Below are 19,359 nucleotides of genomic sequence, written 5' to 3'. Positions count from 1 at the left end.
GGGGCGGTGGCGGGAAGGCGTGCCGGCGGCCTACGACTCCGCCGCCACCCGGAAGCGGATGCCGGCCTTCTGTAGGCGGTCCAGCAGGGCGTCACCCATCGCCACCGCCGTCGTCAGCTGGCCGCAGGCCTCCGGCAGGGCGTCGTACGCCAGGCACAGCGCGGACTCCGCCAGCATCTTCGCCGTCTCCCCGTAGCCCGGGTCCCCGCCCGACACCTCGGTGAACACGCGGCGTCCGCCGCCCTCCCCGACGAAGCGGACGGTGAACCAGCTGCGGGCGCGCCGCTCCGCGTCCGGGCCGTTGCCCGGCTCCCAACGGGCCATCAGCCACCGCCGCGCCGCCGGGACCTGGGCCAGCGCGGCCGCCGCGCCCAGCGCCGCCGTCCCGCCCAGGGCCACCGGCAGGTGTCGCACGGAGGCGTAGTGCCGGTAGCGGAAGTCCGGCCCGTAGCGGTCCAGCGCGGCCGCCGACCGGGTCACCACCCGGGGGTCCAGCGTGGGCAGCGGCAGCGCCCAGGTCCCGGTCTCCCGGCTGAACCTCGGCACCCCCACCGGGCCGCGCACCCGCCGCCCCGGCAGCCGGGGCTGGTACAGCCTGCGCTCCCGCGCGGCGGCCAGGGTCTGCGGGCCCCGGCCCAGGGCGGTGAGGGCCGAGGCCAGCGTGCCGCCGGAGGCCAGCGCGGAGGAGCGGACGAACCCGTCCACCCGCAGCGGCACCCCGTCCGGCAGCAGTCCCACCGTGAAGTACGCCCCCAGGTCGGCCGGTACGGAGTCGAACCCGCACGCGTGCACCAGCCGCGCCCCCGTCTCCCGGGCCCGCGCGTCGTGCGCCACGTACATCCGGTCGACGAACTCCGGCTCCCCGGTGAGGTCCACGTAATCGGTACCCGCCTCCGCGCAGGCCGCGACCAGCCCCGCCCCGTACCAGACGTACGGCCCGACGGTGGTGGCCAGCACCCGGGTGGCGGAGGCCAGTTCGCGCACCGCGCCCGCGTCGGCGGCGTCGGCGCGCAGCAGCGGCAGGCCGGCGCAGGCCGGGTTCAGGGCGGTCAGCCGCTCGCGCAGCCGCTCCAGCCGGCCGGGGTCGCGCCCGGCCAGGGCCCAGCGGCAGCCCGCCGGGGCGTGCCGGGCCAGGTACTCGGCGGTCAGCGCCCCGACGAAGCCGGTCGCGCCGAAGAGCACGAGGTCGAAGTCCCGTTCGGGACCCGGATGAGGGCGGCTGCGGCGGACGTGCTCGGTCATGGAACGTTCCTCCCGGCTGGTGTCGGTGGCTGAGGCTAGCGTGAGAGTCGACTGTCCGTGCGAGCAGGTGTGACCTGCGGTAAGTAGGAGGGTGCGATGAAGGCTGCGGTGCGCAAGTGGGAGACGGTGCGCGCGTTCGCACGGGGCCTTCCGGAGGCCGTGGAGGAGCATCCCTGGGGGCCCGAGGACGGGGTGGTGAAGGTCAACAAGAAGATCTTCGTCTTCCTGGGGAACGCCGACGGCCCCGAACCGCCGGGCCTCTCGGTCAAGCTCAAGGACGAGACCCTCCACGGGCACGCGCTCGCCGCCCCCGGCGCCCGGCCCACCGGGTACGGCCTCGGCCGGTCGGGCTGGGTGTCGGTGCCGCTGGGGGAGCCGGGGGCGCCCTCGGCACAGGTGCTGTGCGAGTGGGTGGAGGAGAGCTACCGCACGGTCGCGCTCAAACGCCACGTCAGGGAGCTGGACGCGAGACGCCCGGCCTGACGGCGGGGAAGATCGAGCCAAACGGCTAAGCGCTTGCTCTTGTGCTGAGTGGGACGCCTTCCTAGCATCGCTGGTGTTACATCAGTTGTGTCACACACGCACCAGGGACGCTGGGGGCCCCATGACAGAGGCGAAGGCGAAGACAGGGACCGGCCCGCTCGCCGGGGTGCGCGTCGTGGAACTGGCGGGCATCGGGCCCGGCCCGTTCGCCGCCATGCTCCTCGCCGACCTCGGCGCCGACGTCGTCCGCGTCGACCGGCCCGGCGGCGGCGGGCTCGCCATCGACCCGGCCTACGACGTCACCAACCGCAACAAGCGCTCCGTCCTGGTCGACCTCAAGTCCCCCGACGGCCCCGCCCGGGTGCTGGAACTGGCCGAGCGGGCCGACGTGCTCATCGAGGGCTTCCGCCCGGGCGTCGCCGAGCGGCTCGGCGTCGGCCCCGAGGACTGCCTCGCCCGCAACCCGAAGCTGGTCTACGGCCGAATGACCGGCTGGGGCCAGCAGGGCCCGCTCGCCCACACCGCCGGGCACGACATCGCGTACATCGCCGTCACCGGCGCCCTCGGCATGATCGGAAGCCCCGACGGGCCCCCGGCCGTCCCCGCCAACCTGGTCGGGGACTACGCGGGCGGCTCCCTCTACCTGGTCATCGGCGTACTCGCCGCGCTCCGGCACGCCCGCACCCCCGGCGGCACCGGCCAGGTCGTGGACGCGGCGATCGTCGACGGCACCGCCCACCTCACCGCCATGATCCACGGGATGGTCGCGGCCGGCGGCTGGCAGGACCGGCGCGGCGCCAACCTCCTCGACGGCGGCTGCCCCTTCTACGGCACCTACGAGACCTCCGACGGGCAGTACATGGCCGTCGGCGCGCTGGAGCAGCAGTTCTACGACACCTTCGTCCGCCTCCTCGGCATCGCCGACGAGGCCCCCGCCCGCAAGGACCTGGCCCGCTGGGGCGAGCTGCGCGAGGCCGTCGCCGCCCGCTTCAAGACCCGTACGCGCGCCGAGTGGACCGAGGTCTTCGACGGCACCGACGCCTGCGTGGCGCCCGTCCTCTCCCTGGCCGAGGCCCCGCACCACCCGCACCTCGCCGCCCGCTCCACCTTCACCGACTTCGGCGGGATCACCCAGCCCGCCCCCGCACCCCGCTTCTCCGCCACCCCCACCGCCGTGACGAGCGGTCCGGCGCGGCCGGGGGCCGACACCGCGTCCGTGGCCCGCGACTGGGACCTGCCGGGCCTGACGAAGGGCACCTGATGGAACTGTCCATGCTCCTCGACTACGCGGGCGACCCGCGCCGGGCCGCCGACGAGGCCGCCGCGCTGGAGTCCGCCGGCCTCGACGCCGTCTGGGTCGCCGAGGCCTGGGGCTTCGACTCGCCGACCATCATGGGGTACCTGGCGGCCCGGACCGAGCGGATGAAGATCGGCTCGGCCATCGTCAACGTCTACTCCCGCACCCCCGCCCTCATCGCCCAGACCGCCGCCGGACTCGATGCCATGTCGGGCGGCCGGGCCCTCCTCGGCCTCGGCGCCTCCGGCCCCCAGGTGATCGAGGGCTGGCACGGCAAGCCGTACGACAGGCCGCTGGGCCGCACCCGCGAGACCGTCGAGCTGTGCCGGCGCATCTGGCGCCGCGAGACCATCGACCACCACGGCATCACCGACATGCCGCTGCCGCCCGAACGCGGCGGCCGGCACGGCAAGCCGCTGAAGATCCTCACCCGCCCGGTCCGCGACCGCATCCCCGTCTACGTCGCCTCCCTCGGCCCGGCCAACGTGGCCCTGACGGCCGAGATCGCCGACGGCTGGCTGCCCACCCTCTTCCTCCCCGAGAAGGCGCACGCCGTCTGGGGGAGCGCCCTCGCCGAAGGCGCCGCGAAGCGGCCCGCCGAGCTCGGCCCGCTCCAGACCGTCGCCGGCGGCCTGCTGGCCATCGGCGAGGACGCGGCGAAGGCCCGCGACCTGGCGCGCCCGCAGATCGCCCTGTACGTGGGCGGCATGGGCGCGGTCGGCCGCAACTTCTACAACGACCTCGCCGTGGCCTACGGCTACGAGGAGGAGGCCCGCACGATCCAGGAGCTCTACCTCTCCGGCCGCAAGCGCGACGCGGCCGCCGCCGTCCCCGACGAGTTCTGCGAACTGATGACCCTCTGCGGACCCGAGGGGTACGTCCGCGAGCGCGTCGAGGCCTTCCGGGAGGCCGGCGTCACCATGCTCAACGTCACGCCCGTCGGCCCCGAGCCGGCCCGGCTGATCGAAACCGTCAAGAGCTGGCTCTAGGGGGACCCATGCAACGCCGCATCTACGACGCCGACCACGAGGCGTTCCGCGAGACCGTCCGCACCTTCCTCACCAAGGAGGTGCTGCCGCACTACGACCAGTGGGAGAAGGACGGCATCGTCAGCCGCGACGCCTGGCGGGCCGCCGGCCGACAGGGCCTGCTCGGTCTCGCCGTGCCCGAGGAGTACGGGGGCGGCGGCAACCCCGACTTCCGTTACGCGGCCGTCCTCGCCGAGGAGTTCACCCGCGCCGGAGCCCCCGGCCTGGCCATCGGCCTGCACAACGACATCATCGGCCCCTACCTCACCTCGCTGGCCACCGAGGAACAGAAGCGCCGATGGCTGCCCGGCTTCTGCTCCGGCGAGACCATCACCGCCATCGCCATGACCGAGCCGGGCGCCGGCTCCGACCTCCAGGGCATCCGCACCACCGCCGAGGACCGCGGCGACCACTGGCTGCTCAACGGCTCCAAGACCTTCATCTCCAACGGCATCCTCGCCGACCTGGTCGTCGTCGTCGCCAAGACCACCCCCGAGGGCGGGGCGCACGGCCTGTCCCTGCTCGTCGTCGAACGCGGCATGGCGGGCTTCGAACGCGGCCGCAACCTCGACAAGATCGGCCAGAAGTCCCAGGACACCGCCGAACTCTTCTTCAACGACGTCCGCGTCCCCAAGGAGAACCTGCTCGGCGAGCTCAACGGGGCCTTCGTCCACCTGATGACCAACCTCGCGCAGGAGCGGATGGGCATCGCCATGGCCGCCATCGCCGCCGCCGAGCACCTGCTGGAGATCACCACCGCGTACGTCAAGGAACGCGAGGCCTTCGGCCGCCCGCTCGCCAAGCTCCAGCACATCCGCTTCGAGATCGCCGAGATGGCCACCGAATGCGCCGTCACCCGCACCTTCCTCGACCGCTGCATCACCGACCACGCGAACGGCGAACTGGACCACGTCCACGCTTCCATGGCCAAGTGGTGGGCCACCGAACTCCAGAAGCGGGTCGCCGACCGCTGCCTGCAACTGCACGGCGGCTACGGCTACATGACCGAGTACCGCGTGGCGCGCGCCTTCACCGACGGCCGCATCCAGACCATCTACGGGGGCACGACCGAGATCATGAAGGAGATCATCGGCCGCTCCCTCCTCGGCTGACCCTCCGCCGCCCCCGCCCCCGCCGCATCCCGGACCTCCCCCGAAAGGCAAGACCTGTGAGCACCGAAGCGTACGTGTACGACGCGATCCGCACCCCGCGCGGCCGCGGCAAGGCCAACGGCGCCCTGCACGGCACCAAGCCCATCGACCTGGTCGTCGGCCTCATCCACGCCCTGCGCGAACGCAACCCCGGCCTCGACCCCGCCACCATCGACGACATCGTCCTCGGCGTCGTCGGCCCCGTCGGCGACCAGGGCTCCGACATCGCCCGTATCGCCGCCATCGCCGCCGGACTCCCCGACACCGTCGCCGGCGTCCAGGAGAACCGCTTCTGTGCCTCCGGCCTCGAAGCCGTCAACCTCGCCGCCGCAAAGGTACGTTCCGGCTGGGAGGACCTGGTCCTCGCGGGCGGCGTCGAGTCCATGTCCCGCGTCCCCATGGCCTCCGACGGCGGCGCCTGGTTCGCCGACCCGATGACCAACTGGGACACCGGATTCGTCCCCCAGGGCATCGGCGCCGACCTCATCGCCACCATCGAGGGCTTCACCCGGCGCGACGTCGACGAATACGCCGCCCTCTCCCAGGAGCGCGCCGCGACCGCCATCAAGGAGGGTCGCTTCGCCGGCTCCGTCGTCCCCGTCACCGACCGCAACGGCCTGGTCGTCCTGGACCACGAGGAGTTCGTCCGCCCCGGCACCACCGCCGACACCCTCGCCAAGCTCAAGCCCTCCTTCGCCGACATCGGCGACCTCGGCGGCTTCGACGCCGTCGCGCTGCAGAAGTACCACTGGATCGAGAAGATCGACCACGTCCACCACGCCGGCAACTCCTCCGGCATCGTCGACGGAGCCTCCCTCGTCGCCATCGGCACCCGCGAGGCCGGAGAGCGCAACGGACTGCGCCCCCGCGCCCGTATCGTCTCCGCCGCCGTCTCCGGCTCCGAGCCCACCATCATGCTCACCGGCCCCGCCCCCGCCACCCGAAAGGCCCTCGCCAAGGCCGGGCTGAGCATCGACGACATCGACCTCATCGAGATGAACGAGGCCTTCGCCGGCGTCGTCCTGCGCTTCGTCAAGGACATGGGCGTCTCCCTCGACAAGGTCAACGTCAACGGCGGAGCCATCGCGCTCGGCCACCCCCTCGGCGCCACCGGCGCCATGCTCCTGGGCACCGTGGTCGACGAACTGGAGCGCCAGGACAAGCGCTACGGCCTCGTCACCCTCTGCGTCGGCGGCGGCATGGGTGTCGCCACCATCGTCGAACGCGTCTGATCCGTCCTGATCCCTGATCCCACCTCTGACACGGAAGTAGCGAACATGAGCGAGTCCACCACGATCCGCTGGGAACAGGACGAGACCGGCGTCGTCACCCTCGTCCTCGACGACCCCAACCAGTCCGCCAACACGATGAACCAGGCCTTCAAGGACTCCATCGCGGCCGTCGCCGACCGCGCCGAAGCCGAGAAGGACTCCATCCGGGGCATCATCTACACCTCCGCCAAGAAGACCTTCTTCGCGGGCGGCGACCTCAAGGACATGATCGGGCTGCGCCCCGAGCACGCCCAGCTCGCCTTCGACACCGGCACCGAGATCAAGCGCTCGCTGCGCCGCATCGAGACCCTCGGCAAGCCCGTCGTCGCCGCCATCAACGGCGCGGCCCTCGGCGGCGGTTACGAGATCTGCCTCGCCTCCCACCACCGCGTCGCCCTCGACGCCCCCGGCTCCAAGATCGGCCTGCCCGAGGTCACCCTCGGCCTGCTCCCGGCCGGCGGCGGCGTCACCCGCACCGTCCGCCTCATGGGCATCGCCGACGCCCTCCTCAAGGTCCTCCTCCAGGGCACCCAGTACAACCCGCAGCGCGCCCTCGCCAACGGGCTCGTCCACGAACTGGCCGCCACGCCCGAGGAGATGCTCGCCAAGGCCCGCGCCTTCATCGACGCCAACCCCGAGTCCAAGCAGCCCTGGGACGTCCCCGGCTACAAGATCCCCGGCGGCACCCCGTCCAACCCGCGCTTCGCCGCCAACCTCCCGGCCTTCCCCGCCAACCTCAAGAAGCAGCTGAACGGCGCCCCCTACCCGGCCCCGCGCAACATCCTGGCCTGCGCCGTCGAGGGCTCCCAGGTCGACTTCGAGACCGCCCTGACCATCGAGGCCCGCTACTTCACCGAGCTGGTCACCGGCCAGACCGCGAAGAACATGATCCAGGCGTTCTTCTTCGACCTCCAGGCCGTCAACGCCGGCCGCAGCCGCCCCCAGGGCACGCCGCCCCGCAAGGTCCGCAAGGTCGCCGTCCTCGGCGCCGGCATGATGGGCGCCGGCATCGCCTACTCCTGCGCCCGCGCCGGCATCGAGGTGGTCCTCAAGGACGTCACCCCCGAAGCCGCCGCCAAGGGCAAGGCCTACTCCGAGAAGCTGCTCGACAAGGCCCTCGCCAAGGGCCGCACCACCGAGGCCAAGCGCGCCGAACTGCTGGCCCGCATCACCCCGACCGCCGTCGCCGCCGACCTGGCCGGCTGCGACGCCGTCATCGAGGCCGTCTTCGAGGACACCTCCCTCAAGCACAAGGTGTTCCAGGAGATCCAGGACGTCGTCGCCCCCGACGCCCTGCTCTGCTCCAACACCTCCACCCTGCCCATCACCGGCCTGGCGGAGGGGGTTTCGCGCCCCGCCGACTTCATCGGGCTGCACTTCTTCTCGCCCGTCGACAAGATGCCGCTCGTGGAGATCATCAAGGGCGAGCGCACCGGCGACGAGGCCATCGCCCGCGCCTTCGACCTGGTTCGGCAGATCAACAAGACCCCGATCGTGGTCAACGACTCCCGCGGCTTCTTCACCTCGCGCGTCATCGGCCAGTTCATCAACGAGGGCGTCGCCATGGTCGGCGAGGGCATCGAACCCGCCTCCATCGAACAGGCCGCCGCCCAGGCCGGCTACCCGGCCAAGGTGCTCTCCCTGATGGACGAGCTCACCCTCACCCTCCCGCGCAAGATCCGCAACGAGACCCGCAAGGCCTTCGAAGCCGAGGGCCGCGCCTGGACCGAACACCCCGCCGACACCGTCATCGACCGCATGGTCGACGAGTTCGAGCGCCCCGGCCGCAGCGGCGGCGCCGGCTTCTACGAGTACGACGAGAGCGGCAAGCGCACCCGCATCTGGCCCGGCCTGCGCGAGCACTTCGCCAAGCCGGACGCGGAGATCCCCTTCGAGGACATGAAGGAGCGCATGCTCTTCGCCGAGGCCGTGGACACCGTCCGCTGCCTGGACGAGGGCGTGCTCACCTCCATCGCCGACGCCAACATCGGCTCCATCATGGGCATCGGCTTCCCCGCCTGGACCGGCGGCGTGATCCAGTACATCAACGGCTACGAGGGCGGCCTGCCCGGCTTCGTCGCCCGCGCCCGCGAACTCGCCGCCACCTACGGCGAGCGCTTCACCCCGCCGGCCTCCCTCGTGGCGAAGGCCGAGCGCGGCGAGACGTACGCGGACTGACCGGCCCCTTCGCGCACACCGGGTGCCGAGATGCGACGGCACCCGGTGCGGCGCACCATGGACGGGGCACGTGTCCTTCTCCGACCATGCACAGCTGGGGGGAACACCCGTTCACGTACGAAGAAACGGGGAGACCCATGAAGAAATCCCTGGTGGCCGCCTTCGCAACCTCCGTCATGGCCGTCACGCTGGCCGCTCCGGCCACTCCCGCGACCGCCGCTTCGGCCTTCTGCAACCAGACGAGCCCGAGCACCTCCCTCGCGGCCTACAACAAGGACACCGGAGCCGTGGGCACCGGCACCCTCTCGGCCGGGCACTGGACCTACGGATCCAACATCAACGTGCCCGACGGGTACACGCACGCCGTCGCCAGCCGCGACTCGCTGCTGTTCTACAACGCCGACACGGGGGCCGGCGAGACCGGCACCTTCAAGAACGGCAAGTACACCCGCGTCCAGACCTACAACAACTTCTCGACCGGGTGGACCATCGTCGTGGCGTCGGGCGACTCCGCGCTCTTCTACAACGCGGACAACGGTCAGGGCGGCACCGGCACGCTCAAGAACGGCCGCTACCACCACGTCCAGTCGTACAACAACTTCAGCACGGGCTGGGACTCCATCGCGTCCTCATGCGACACGGCGGTCTTCACCAAGTCCGGCGAAGTCGGCTACGGCACCCTCAAGGGCGGCGTCTACACCCACAAGGGCCTCAGGAACACCGCGGACGACCTCGGCACCCTGGTCGCCACCAAGGACACGGTCCTCGCGCTGGAGAACACCGGTTCACAACTCAAGTACCGCACCGCCCGGGCGACCGACGGCAACGTCGGCGACTTCCGCGACATCGGCACCTCCGGCGTGTGGGAGGAGGAGGGCCGCACCGGGGACAGCCTGTTCTTCTACAAGACGGACGGCACCGCGTGGACCTCGAAGCTCAGCGGGAATTCCTACGCGAACGTCGGACCGCTCGCCAATGTCTCCTCGGACTGGTCGTTCCTCGCGGGCGGTGTGTGACCCCCCCCCGGCACAGCCCCTGTGGGCGGCGTTCACCCGGATTCCGATTCCGGGTTGAACGCCGCCCTCAGTTCCTCTCGGAGCGAGCGCTGGAAGGCCGTCACCAGCGCCTGCACCACCATCGGCTGCATGTGGGCGGACAGTGCCTTCATGGACTCCACCCGCTCCGGATCGCTCTCGCCCCGGGTGAACGGCCCCCACACCTCGTCCCGGAACAGCGCCGTCAGCTGGTGCGCCGCCGTCCGCGCGTGCTCCAGCAGGATCCCCCGCGCCACCAGCAGCGTCTCGTGCGCGATCGGCACGTCGAGCAGCGCCACCCCCAGCCGCAGCAGGCCCAGGTCCACCCGGAAACCCTCACCCGCCTCCGCGAGCACGTTCATCGCCGCCAGCCGGCGCAGGTCCCCGTCCGACAGGGCGCGCCCCGCCCGCCGCTCCAGCTCGTCCCGCGCCACCTCCCGCGCCGCGTCCGGCGCCCAGGTCGCCACCAGCGCCCGGTGGATCGCCAGATCGTGCGCGTTCAGGTCGTCCGGGAGCGCGTCCAGGTAGCGCTGGATCGCCGACAGGGTCATCCCCTGGTGCTGCAGCTCCTCGATCAGCGCCAGCCGCGACAGGTGCTCCGGGCCGTAGTGCCCCACCCGACGGGGTCCGATCACGGGAGGGGGCAAAAGCCCGCGCGTGCTGTAGAACCGTACGGTGCGGACGGTGACACCGGCCTTGGACGCCAGCTCGTCGACGGTGAGCACCGGCTCGGTCGCCCGGTCGTCGGCCATCGTCCGCTCCTCGCTCTCTGCTGCACCGCTTGGGTTCAACAGTATTGCTGTCGCACCAACGATGTGAAACGGCCAGGAGCTGCCCATGACCACGAACCTGCGACTGCCCGGACGGCCCGAAGACCTCACCCTGCCCGCCCTGCTCGCCCGCAACGCCGCCGAACACCCCGACCTGCCCGCCCTGTCCTGGCGCACCGGAGGCGAGGGCACATGGGAGACCCTCAGCTGGAGCGAGGCCCGCCGCCGGATCGCCGTGCTCGCCGCCGGATACACCGCCCTCGGCGTCGCGCGCGGCGAACACGTCCTGCTCATGATGGGCAACCGGCCCGAGCACTGGCTCAGCGACCTCGCCCTCGTCCACCTCGGGGCCGTCCCCGTCACCGTCTACGGAACCTCCGCACCCGAGCAGATCGCCCACATCGCCCGCCACAGCCGCGCCCGGCTGGCCGTCGTCGAGGGTGCCCGCGAACTCACCCGCTGGGCCCCGCTGCTGGACGACCCCGACACCCCGCTGGAACGGCTCGTCGTCGCCGAGGCCGCCGAAGCCGGCCCGCACACCGCCTACGGCTCCCTCTACGCGAGCGGCGCCCGCCTCCACCGCCCCGACGCCTTCGAGAAGGCCTGGCAGGAGAGCCGGCCCGAGGACCCGCTGACCGTCGTCTACACCTCGGGCACCACCGGCGACCCCAAGGGCGTGCGGCTCAGCCACCGCAACATCCTGCTCCAGTCGGTACGCCTCGACCGGCACGTGGAGCTCCCCGAGCACGCCGAGCACATCTGCTACCTGCCCTTCGCCCACATCGCCGAACGGATCCTCGGCATCTACCTGCCGCTGCTGCGCGCCGCGCACGTCCGGCTGGTCGCCGACCCCACCGCCGTGGCCGGCGCGGTGCGCGAGCTGCGGCCCGTGCAGTTCTTCGGCGTGCCCCGGGTGTGGGAGAAGCTCGCCGCCGGTGTACGGGCGGTGCTGGCGGGCCTCCCGGAGGAGCAGCGGCGGGCCATCGAGGGGGCCGGGGACGTGGCCCGGGCCCGGGCCGGGCACCGGGAGCGCGGGGAGGAGGTCCCGGCCGCGCTGGAGGCCTCGTACGCGGAGGCGAAGGAGCGCGTCCTGGACCCGCTGCTGCGGCTGGCGGGGCTGGACCGGCTCGTCTGGACGGCCAGCGCCACCGCGCCGATGCCGATCGACGTGGTCCGGTTCTGGGCGGGGTGGGGGATCACCATCATGGACGCCTGGGGGCTGACGGAGACCTCCGGGGTGTGCACGGTCAACAGCAACGCGCCCGGAGGCTTCCGGCTGGGCTCGGTGGGCCGGCCGATCGAGGGGCTGGAGCTGAGGCTCGCCGAGGACGGGGAGGTGCTCACGCGCGGAGCCACCGTCTTCGACGGCTACCTGCGGCCCGACGGCACGGTGGAGGACGCGGCCGACGCGGAGGGGTGGTTCCCCACCGGGGACATCGGCCGGCTGGACGAGGACGGCTTCCTGTGGCTGACGGACCGCAAGAAGGAGCTGATCATCACCTCGAACGGCAAGAACGTGGCCCCGGCCCTGGTCGAGAACACCGTCAAGGAACACCCCCTGATCGGCCAGGCCCTGGTCCACGGAGACGGCCGCTCCTACCTGGTGGCCCTACTGGTCCTGGACCCCGAGCTGGCCCCGGCCTGGGCCGCCGCCCGGGGCATCGAGGCGCCCACCCTGGCGGCCCTGGCCGCCCACCCGGCGATCCTGGAGGAAACGGCCCGCGCGGTGGAGGCCGCCAACGCCCGCCTCAACCGCACGGAACAGATCAAGCGCTACCGCCTGCTGGCGGAGGAATGGGGCCCGGAGACGGGCGAACTCACCCCGACCCTGAAACTCCGGCGGCGGGTGGTGAGGGAACGCTACGGGGCCCTGATCGAGGGGCTGTACGAGGGGGAGTGAGGCGGGGGGCGCCCCGGGAGCGGGGCGGGGAAGCCGGGCGGCGTGGGGGAGGTCGGGACCTGACTCGGCGGTCTCAGGGAGGGGTTGGGGCTTTTCCGTCAGTCCCACTGTCCTTCCGGTTCGGGCCGGCCTGTCAAGGGCGCTCCTTCGTCGCGTCGCTACGCGATGGCCTTCGGCCACCCTTGACAGCCCGTCCCGCCCCGGAAAGACAAGGACAGCCGGAAAACCCCCAAAAGGACGGCACGGTCGTACCTGAGACATCCGGCCCCCATGTATGCCGTTCGGGGCCGCTCTCCGCGCCAGATCGCTACGCGCTCCTCTCGTCTCGGCGTCCGCCGCCCGTCTGGGGTCGCTGCTGTCGCCAAAGGCCAACCGGATCGTCATCCGGGCCGGTGGGCGCGTCAGATCGCTACGCGCTCCTCGGATTTCGGCGGCCGGCGGCCGTCTTGGGCCGGGATGCGCTGCCGGTCGTCCGGTGGGGCTATCCGGCGGTGCCGATCACCGTGTCGCGCTTGGCGTACCAGCGGAGGGAGTCGCGGATGCCGTCCTCGATGGAGTGTTCCGCCTTCCAGCCGAGGAGTTCGCGGGCTAGGTCGACGCGGGCGTAGGCGCCCGCCGAGTCGCCGGGCCTGCGGTCGGTCTCGACGGCCGTCAGCGGGGTTCCGGTGACGGCTTCGAAGGCGGTGACGAGTTCGCGGACGGTCGTTCCGCGTCCGGTGCCGAGGTTGATGACGCGGTAGGGGGTGGTGCGGGTGACGTCCTCGAACCGTTCGATGGCCTTGATGTGGGCGGCGGCGAGGTCCCAGACGTGGACGTAGTCGCGGATGCCGGTGCCGTCGTGGGTGGGGTAGTCGGTGCCGGTGACGGAGAACGGTTCGTTCGCGTGGTGGACGTCGATCATCTTGCCCAGGGCGTGGGTGGGCGTGCGGATCTGGAGGCCGGTGCGGAGCTGGGGGTCGGCGCCGATCGGGTTGAAGTAGCGCAGCGAGATGACGTTGAGGGTTCCGGCGTCGGCGACGTCGCGCAGGATCGTCTCGAACGTCGCTTTGGTGCGCGCGTACGGGCTGAGGGTTTCGAGGGGGGACTGCTCGTCGACGGAGAAGTCCGAGGGGTCGGCCCGGTAGATGGAGGCCGAGCTGCTGAACAGGAGGTTGCGGCAGCCGTTGCGGACGAGGTGTTCGAGGAACTGGATGCCCTTGGCGACGTTCTCACGGTAGTAGCCGAGCGGGTTGGCGACCGAGTCGGGGACGACGATCAGTGCGGCGCAGTCGACGGCGGTCCGGATGTCGGGGTGCTCGGTGAAGATCCGGTCGAGGAGGGCTCCGTCGCTGATGTCTCCCTCGTAGAAGATGCGGCCGTCGGTGAACTCGCGTCGGCCGGTGGCGAGGTTGTCGAGGATGACGGGCGTGATGCCGTTGTCGATGCAGGCGGAGGCGATGGTGCTGCCGATGAAGCCGGCGCCCCCTGCGATGAGTACCTTCAAGATTCTTTCCTCGTTCGTGCGGGTGCTGCTGGCATCGTGCCCTACGTTCAGCACTGCCAGAGGAAGGCCGTCTGGGAGCAGGGTGCGCAGGCGACCGTTGTCGACTGCAGCGAGCCCACTGAGATCGACCGCACGGCAAAGGGCTTCCATCGGGCCGTCGCCGGAATGGCCGCAGGCGGTAACAACCTCGTGGTGCGGACACCAGCCCAAGACGGGTCGCGGACGCCGAACGGAGAGAAGCGCGTAGCGATCTGAGGCGCCCTCTGCCCCGTTTGCCGCGCAGGTTGGCATGTGGTGCGGGTATCAGCCCCAGACGAGCGGCGGACGCTGAGAAATGAGGAGCGCGTAGCGATCTGGCGCGTGGCGGCGGCCCCGCCGGGGAGGGATGGCCGCCCGGATGCCCGGTCTGGCGGCCCCCGACGACCCCGGAGGGTCGCTGATACGGCCGCATGTCCATTTCCGGACCGTCCCGTTCCTTTGGGGGTTTCCCGGCAGTCTTCGTTTTTCCGTGGCGGGACGGTCTGTCAAGGGTGGCCGAAGGCCATCGCGAAGCGACGCGACGAAGGAGCGCCCTTGACAGGCCGGCCCGACGCGGAAGGACGATGGGACTGACGGGAAACCCCCAACCCTTCTCCGAGACCGCTCAGTGACGTCCCGGCCCCCCCGCCGCCGCTAGCGGCCCACCACCGGGTAGTGGTCCGAGAGGTTGGAGTACGTGTACGACGTGCCCCAGCTGGAGACCGTCCAGGGGGTCGTCTCCTCCTTGACCACGTTGTTCTCCCAGCCCGACGGGCGGGCGTTGCCCTTGCGGTAGAGGACGTAGTCCAGGTCCTCGCGGGGGTCCGTGGGGTAGCGGTAGTTGGCGATCGAGTTGAGGGCCGTGTCGAAGGAGTACGGGTGGCCCGTGCGCGTGTCGGCGGGGGCCAGGTCGAGGTCCGTGAGCATCGAGGAGTACTCCGGGCTGCGGGAGTCGACGTTCATGTCGCCCGCCACGATGACCCGTTCGCCCGCCGGGATGTTCTTGGCGTCCAGGAAGGCGTCTATCGCCTTGAACTGGCGGCTGCGCATCTGCGCCGCCTCGCCCGTGCCGCAGCCGGAGTCGGTGGACTGGGCGTGCGTGCCGACGACGTGCACCTTGGTGCCGTTGACGTCCAGGACCACGTACGCGAAGCCCTTGTTGGACCACCAGTCGGCGCCGCACGCGTCCTTGTAGATCACCTGCTCCTTGCGCAGGATCGGCCACTTGCTGAGGACCGTGACGCCGCCGTCCTCCGGGGTGGTGGCGGAGTAGGAGCCGCCCGTCGCGTCCCAGCCGTTCTTGCCGCGGCCCACGACCGGGGTCTGGTACGGGTACTGGGCGGAGGCGTTCGCCTTGAGGGCGTCCGACGCGCCGTTGTCGAAGGCCTCCTGGAGCACCACCACGTCGCGGCCCTGGAAGAAGGAGGCCTTGGGGATCTCGGCCGCCCGGTGGTCCTGGCCCCAGTTCGGGTAGAGGTTCTTGCTCATCAGGAACGTGTTGTACGTCAGGACGCTCAGCCGGGGCGCGGAGCCGCTCTCGGCCGCCGTGGCGGCGGGGGCCGAGGAGAGGGCGAGGGCTGCTGCGGCTGCGGTCGCGGCGACGGCCGTGGCGGCGGCGCGGCTGCGGTGCGAGATCTGCGGCATGGAGGTCTCCAACATGTCCGGCGGAATCCCCGGGAATCCTGCGGGGGGAAGATCGACGTCGTCATCCAAGCAGCCACGGTTACTTCGGGGTAACACCCGTGACAAGACTTTCTGTCCGGGCCGCGACTTCTCGCGCTCGCATAATTGACCTCATGAACCACACTGGTCACAACACCCCCCAAAGCCCCACCAGGCGGCTCGATCCCGAGCCCCCGCCGCCGGGCGGGGTGCTGTGGACCACCGCCGGGGACATCCGCTCCCTGCTGACCCTGCCCGCCGCCTTCACGATGCAGGTCGCCCACCCGGCCGTCGGGGCCGGGGTGGACCAGTACTCGGTGTTCCGCACCGACCCCTGGGGGCGCGGCGAGCGCTCGCTGCGCTCGGTGATGCTGTGGGTCTACGGCGGGGACGAGGCCGCCGCCGAGGGCCGCCGGGTGCGCCGCCTGCACAAGGAGATCCAGGGCACCGACACCCGGGGCCGGCGCTACCACTCCCTCGACCCCGCCTGCTACGCCTGGGTGCACGCCACCGGCTTCCCCGTCGCCCGGTACGCCGGCCGCTACCTGTTCCGCCGCATCACCCCCGCCCAGGAGCGCCAGATGTACCGGGAGTGGCTCCAGGTCGGCCGGATCCTGGGGCTGCGCGACCGGGACATGCCGCAGACGGTCGAGGAGTTCTGGCCGTACTACCGCCGGATGCTGGCCGAGGAGATCGAGCCGACCAAGGTCGCGCGGGAACTGGTCGCCGTCGACGCCGACCTGCCCCGCCCCGAGCCCGCCTCCCGGGCGTTGCGGCTGCTGCTGCGGCTCACCTGGCCGCTCCTGAGCACCGGCTACCTGCGCTTCCGGGCCTTCGTCACCGTCGGCTACATGCCGCCCGACGCCCGGGCCGCCATCGGCCTGGAGTGGACCCCGGCCCAGGAGCGGCGGCTGCGGCGGTTCAGCGCCGCGGTACGGATCCTCGTGCCGCTCCTGCCGGAACGGCTGCGCTACCTCCCGCGGGCCCGCGCCGCCCGGGCACAGTGGCGCGCCGGGACCCGCTGAGGGGTCCCGGCGCGCGGCGGGCCGGAGCGTCGTGGATCAGTGCTCGTGGACGGTGTTCGTCGCCTGGATCTTCTTCCAGGACTTCGGTTCCGCCGCCGGCTTCGCCGGGGCCAGGGAGCGGGCGCCCGGCTTGGCGGCGGGGGCGCCGAAGGCCGGCTTGCCCGGGGTGTACAGCCAGGTGTCGAAGAGCTGGGCGAGCGGCTTGTTCGAGACCTTCTCCGCGTACCGGACGAAGTCCCCGACCTTGGCGTTGCCGTAGGCCCGCTCGGTCGGCCAGCCCTTGAGGATCTGGAAGAACTTCTCGTCGCCGACCTCGTTGCGCAGCGCCTGGATGGCGATCGCGCCCCGGTCGTAGACGGCCCCGTGGAACTGGTTCTCCGCGCCCGGGTCACCCGGCTTGACCTGCCAGAACGGGTCCTCGGCCGGGCGGGTGTCGTACGCCCACTGGGCGAGCTCCTGCGCGGTGCCCTCGCCCTCCTTCTCCGACCACAGCCACTGGGCGTAGCGGGCGAAGCCCTCGTTGACCCAGATGTCCTTCCAGGTGTCCACGGACACGCTGTCGCCGTACCACTGGTGTGCCAGCTCGTGCACGACGACCGAGACGTTCGCGCCGTTCGCGAACTGGCGCGGGCTGTAGAACGGCCGGGTCTGCGTCTCCAGCGCGAAGCCGGTGGGCACGTTCGGGACGTAGCCGCCCAGCGCGTTGAAGGGGTAGGGGCCGAACACCGACTCCAGCCACTCGGCGACCTCGCCGGTCCGCTCGACGCTCGCCTTCGCCGCGCCCGCGTTGTCGCCGAGGTCCTTGCTGTACGCGTTGAGGATCGGCAGGCCGCTCGCCGTCTTGTCGGTGGTGATGTCGAACTTGCCGATGGCGAGGGTGGCCAGGTAGGTGGCCTGCGGCTTGTTGGAGCGCCAGTTGTAGCGGGTCCAGCCGAGCCGGGAGGTCTGGGACTGGAGCACGCCGTTGCTGATGGCCTGGGTGCCGTCCGGGACGTTGATCGAGACGTCGAACGTGGCCTTGTCGAGCGGGTGGTCGTTGCTCGGGAACCACCAGACCGCCGAGTCCGGCTCCTGGGCCGCGATCCCGCCGTCCGGGGTGCGCTGCCAGGCGGACCAGCCGTCGATCTTGAACTCCGAGGGCTTTCCGGCGTACTTGACGACCACGGTCGCCTGCTTGCCCTTGGCCAGCGGCTGCGCCGGGGTGACCTCCAGCTCGTGCGCGCCGGAGGTGGCGAACTTGGCCTTGGCCCCGTTGACGCGGATCTCGCTCACCTTCAGGCCGAAGTCCAGGTTGAACCGGGACAGGTCCTGCTTGGCGGTGGTCAGGAGGGTGGCCGTGCCCTCCAGCAGGTCGGTCTTCGGCTGGTACTGCAGGCGCAGGTCGTAGTGGGAGACGTCGTAGCCGCCGTTCCCGCTCTCCGGGTAGTAGCTGTCGCCGATCCCGGGCGCACCCTGGACGGTGCCGGCCGCCGACGCCGGGATCACCAGCAGGAGGGAGGCGGCCAGCACGCTCGGGGCGATCACTTTGCGGTACACGAAGAGCTCCAAGGGGTAGGGGAGGCAGATCGGTTCGACGTCCGTCGTGGGTGGTCCGTCGTACGTCGTTCGACCGTATTCACCCGTGGCGACTCAGGTCATGTCCATGGCCCCTGCTGTCACACGATCGCCATTCGGCCGTCACGATCACGGCCCCGCACGCCGCCCCGCCCCCGCGGCGCGCGGCTGACGAGGCCCTTTCCGGCGTCCGCCCGGCCCCGCGGGGCGGGGCGCAGGTTGGCGCGAATGCGCCCGCCCGGGCGCGGGGGACGCCCGGCAGGGCAGGGGTGTGCGCCATACCGGCTAGTCGGTAGGCTGCGGCCATGACGATCGACGACCCCCACGCCGCACGCCGCTGCTGGCACGCCGCCATCAACCCCCTGCACGCCACGAGCTACTTCTCCCCGGAGCTCTTCGAGGAGCTCGGCGCCCTCGGCGTCACCCACCGGGTGGCCGTCAATCTGGCCAGCCGCTCCGCGGCCATGGGCGCCGTCGGCCCCGGCACGGTCACCGCGACCTTCTACAACTACCGCCACGACCTCGTCACCCGGCACCTCCCGGCCGTCTGGGACACCGCCACCCCCGAGCAGGTCCTCGCCGCCCGCCTGCGCGCCGTGGACCGGTCCCTGCGCCGCCTCCTCGGCCCGGAGACGATCGCCTCGCCCGAGCTCGCCGAAGCCGCCGACCTCGCGATACGCGCCACCGAGGCCTGCACCCGGCACGGCCGCACCCTCTACGCCGCCCACGCCGACCTCCCCGTCCCCGAGGAGCCCCACCTGCGGCTGTGGCACGCCACCACCCTCCTGCGCGAGCACCGCGGGGACGGACACCTCGCCGCCCTCCTCATCACCGGCCTCGACCCGCTGGAGGCGCTCGTCAGCCACACCGCCACCGGCCGCGGCATGACCGCGAAGTGGGTCAAGTCCATCCGCGGCTGGGAGCAGTCCGACCTCGACGCCGCCGCCGACCGGCTCCGCGCCCGCGGCGTCCTCGACGCCGCCGGGGAGCTCACCGACGAGGGCCACGCCCTGCGCGAACGGCTGGAGACCGAGACCGACCGCCTGGACGCCGCCCCGTACGAGCACCTCGGCGCCGCCGGCACCGCCCGGCTGCACGCGCTCGGCGGGGCCCTCGTCGCGCAGGTCATCGGCGCGGGCGCCTTCCCGGCCGACCTCTTCGGAAAGGGCTGAGGGGCTCCCCGCCGCCGTCACCTGCACCTGCCACAATTGCAGCCTTCCACGCACACGCACGAAGGCACGAAGGCAGGCGGGACCGCAGTGA

15 protein-coding genes are annotated in these 19,359 nt (G+C 71.8%); 10 read left to right on the top strand and 5 right to left on the bottom strand.

The genetic code is table 11. The features are described from left to right. Window positions 1-30: 30 nt before the first annotated feature. Complete coding sequence (locus ACFY0O_RS16095; RefSeq protein WP_388947319.1) at window positions 31-1,242, bottom strand: saccharopine dehydrogenase family protein; 1,212 nt, start codon at window positions 1,240-1,242, stop codon at window positions 31-33. 96 nt (window positions 1,243-1,338) lie between these two features. On the opposite strand from ACFY0O_RS16095, the gene ACFY0O_RS16090 reads away from it, so the two are divergent. The 7 genes from ACFY0O_RS16090 to ACFY0O_RS16060 all read left to right on the top strand — a co-directional run bounded on the left by ACFY0O_RS16090 (window position 1,339) and on the right by ACFY0O_RS16060 (window position 9,666). Further along, window positions 1,339-1,725 (top strand): MmcQ/YjbR family DNA-binding protein, encoded by a 387-nt coding sequence (locus tag ACFY0O_RS16090; RefSeq protein ID WP_388947318.1) that lies wholly within the window; start codon window positions 1,339-1,341, stop codon window positions 1,723-1,725. Window positions 1,726-1,846: 121 nt separating this feature from the next. Then, on the top strand, window positions 1,847-2,986 hold the full coding sequence (locus ACFY0O_RS16085; protein ID WP_388947317.1) for a CaiB/BaiF CoA transferase family protein: 1,140 nt from the start codon (window positions 1,847-1,849) through the stop codon (window positions 2,984-2,986). Further along, window positions 2,986-4,011, top strand: a complete 1,026-nt coding sequence (locus ACFY0O_RS16080; RefSeq protein WP_388947316.1) for an LLM class F420-dependent oxidoreductase — start codon at window positions 2,986-2,988, stop codon at window positions 4,009-4,011. The genes ACFY0O_RS16085 and ACFY0O_RS16080 overlap by 1 nt, the downstream gene beginning before the upstream one ends. A gap of 8 nt (window positions 4,012-4,019) precedes the next feature. Further along, complete coding sequence (locus tag ACFY0O_RS16075) at window positions 4,020-5,162, top strand: acyl-CoA dehydrogenase family protein (RefSeq protein ID WP_388947315.1); 1,143 nt, start codon at window positions 4,020-4,022, stop codon at window positions 5,160-5,162. Window positions 5,163-5,218: 56 nt separating this feature from the next. Continuing rightward, the gene (locus ACFY0O_RS16070) at window positions 5,219-6,433 is read left to right on the top strand and encodes an acetyl-CoA C-acetyltransferase (RefSeq protein WP_358899481.1); all 1,215 of its coding nucleotides are present in this window, start codon (window positions 5,219-5,221) and stop codon (window positions 6,431-6,433) included. Between the two features lie 45 nt (window positions 6,434-6,478). Continuing rightward, window positions 6,479-8,650, top strand: coding sequence for a 3-hydroxyacyl-CoA dehydrogenase NAD-binding domain-containing protein (locus tag ACFY0O_RS16065; protein WP_388947314.1), 2,172 nt, complete (start codon window positions 6,479-6,481; stop codon window positions 8,648-8,650). Between the two features lie 137 nt (window positions 8,651-8,787). Next, window positions 8,788-9,666 (top strand): hypothetical protein, encoded by an 879-nt coding sequence (locus ACFY0O_RS16060; RefSeq protein ID WP_388947313.1) that lies wholly within the window; start codon window positions 8,788-8,790, stop codon window positions 9,664-9,666. A 32-nt stretch (window positions 9,667-9,698) separates the two neighbouring features. Here the strand turns inward: ACFY0O_RS16060 and ACFY0O_RS16055 are convergent, their stop codons facing one another. Next, the gene (locus ACFY0O_RS16055) at window positions 9,699-10,436 is read right to left on the bottom strand and encodes a MerR family transcriptional regulator (RefSeq protein ID WP_388947312.1); all 738 of its coding nucleotides are present in this window, start codon (window positions 10,434-10,436) and stop codon (window positions 9,699-9,701) included. Between the two features lie 85 nt (window positions 10,437-10,521). On the opposite strand from ACFY0O_RS16055, the gene ACFY0O_RS16050 reads away from it, so the two are divergent. After that, window positions 10,522-12,354, top strand: coding sequence for an AMP-dependent synthetase/ligase (locus ACFY0O_RS16050; RefSeq protein ID WP_388947311.1), 1,833 nt, complete (start codon window positions 10,522-10,524; stop codon window positions 12,352-12,354). 481 nt (window positions 12,355-12,835) lie between these two features. On the opposite strand, the gene galE is transcribed toward ACFY0O_RS16050, so the two are convergent. Together galE and sph are read right to left on the bottom strand one after the other, a co-directional pair. After that, entirely contained in the window at window positions 12,836-13,837 is a 1,002-nt protein-coding gene (gene galE / locus ACFY0O_RS16045; RefSeq protein WP_388947310.1) for a UDP-glucose 4-epimerase GalE, read from the bottom strand. 672 nt (window positions 13,838-14,509) lie between these two features. Beyond that, window positions 14,510-15,499, bottom strand: a complete 990-nt coding sequence (gene sph, locus ACFY0O_RS16040) for a sphingomyelin phosphodiesterase (protein WP_388947522.1) — start codon at window positions 15,497-15,499, stop codon at window positions 14,510-14,512. 152 nt (window positions 15,500-15,651) lie between these two features. Between sph and ACFY0O_RS16035 the strand changes: the two genes are divergently transcribed. Next, window positions 15,652-16,542 (top strand): oxygenase MpaB family protein, encoded by an 891-nt coding sequence (locus tag ACFY0O_RS16035; RefSeq protein ID WP_388947309.1) that lies wholly within the window; start codon window positions 15,652-15,654, stop codon window positions 16,540-16,542. A gap of 36 nt (window positions 16,543-16,578) precedes the next feature. Here the strand turns inward: ACFY0O_RS16035 and ACFY0O_RS16030 are convergent, their stop codons facing one another. Further along, window positions 16,579-18,078, bottom strand: coding sequence for a M1 family metallopeptidase (locus ACFY0O_RS16030; RefSeq protein ID WP_388947308.1), 1,500 nt, complete (start codon window positions 18,076-18,078; stop codon window positions 16,579-16,581). Between the two features lie 323 nt (window positions 18,079-18,401). Here ACFY0O_RS16030 and ACFY0O_RS16025 point away from each other — a divergent pair, with 323 nt between their 5' ends. Beyond that, the gene (locus ACFY0O_RS16025) at window positions 18,402-19,268 is read left to right on the top strand and encodes a hypothetical protein (RefSeq protein WP_388947307.1); all 867 of its coding nucleotides are present in this window, start codon (window positions 18,402-18,404) and stop codon (window positions 19,266-19,268) included. The last annotated feature ends 91 nt before the right edge of the window (window positions 19,269-19,359 follow it).

The sequence above is a fragment of the Streptomyces sp. NPDC001594 genome (assembly GCF_042893675.1).
GTDB lineage: Bacteria > Actinomycetota > Actinomycetes > Streptomycetales > Streptomycetaceae > Streptomyces.
Note: the sequence above shows the minus strand (reverse complement) of the source record. Positions and strands in the feature narration are given on the sequence as shown.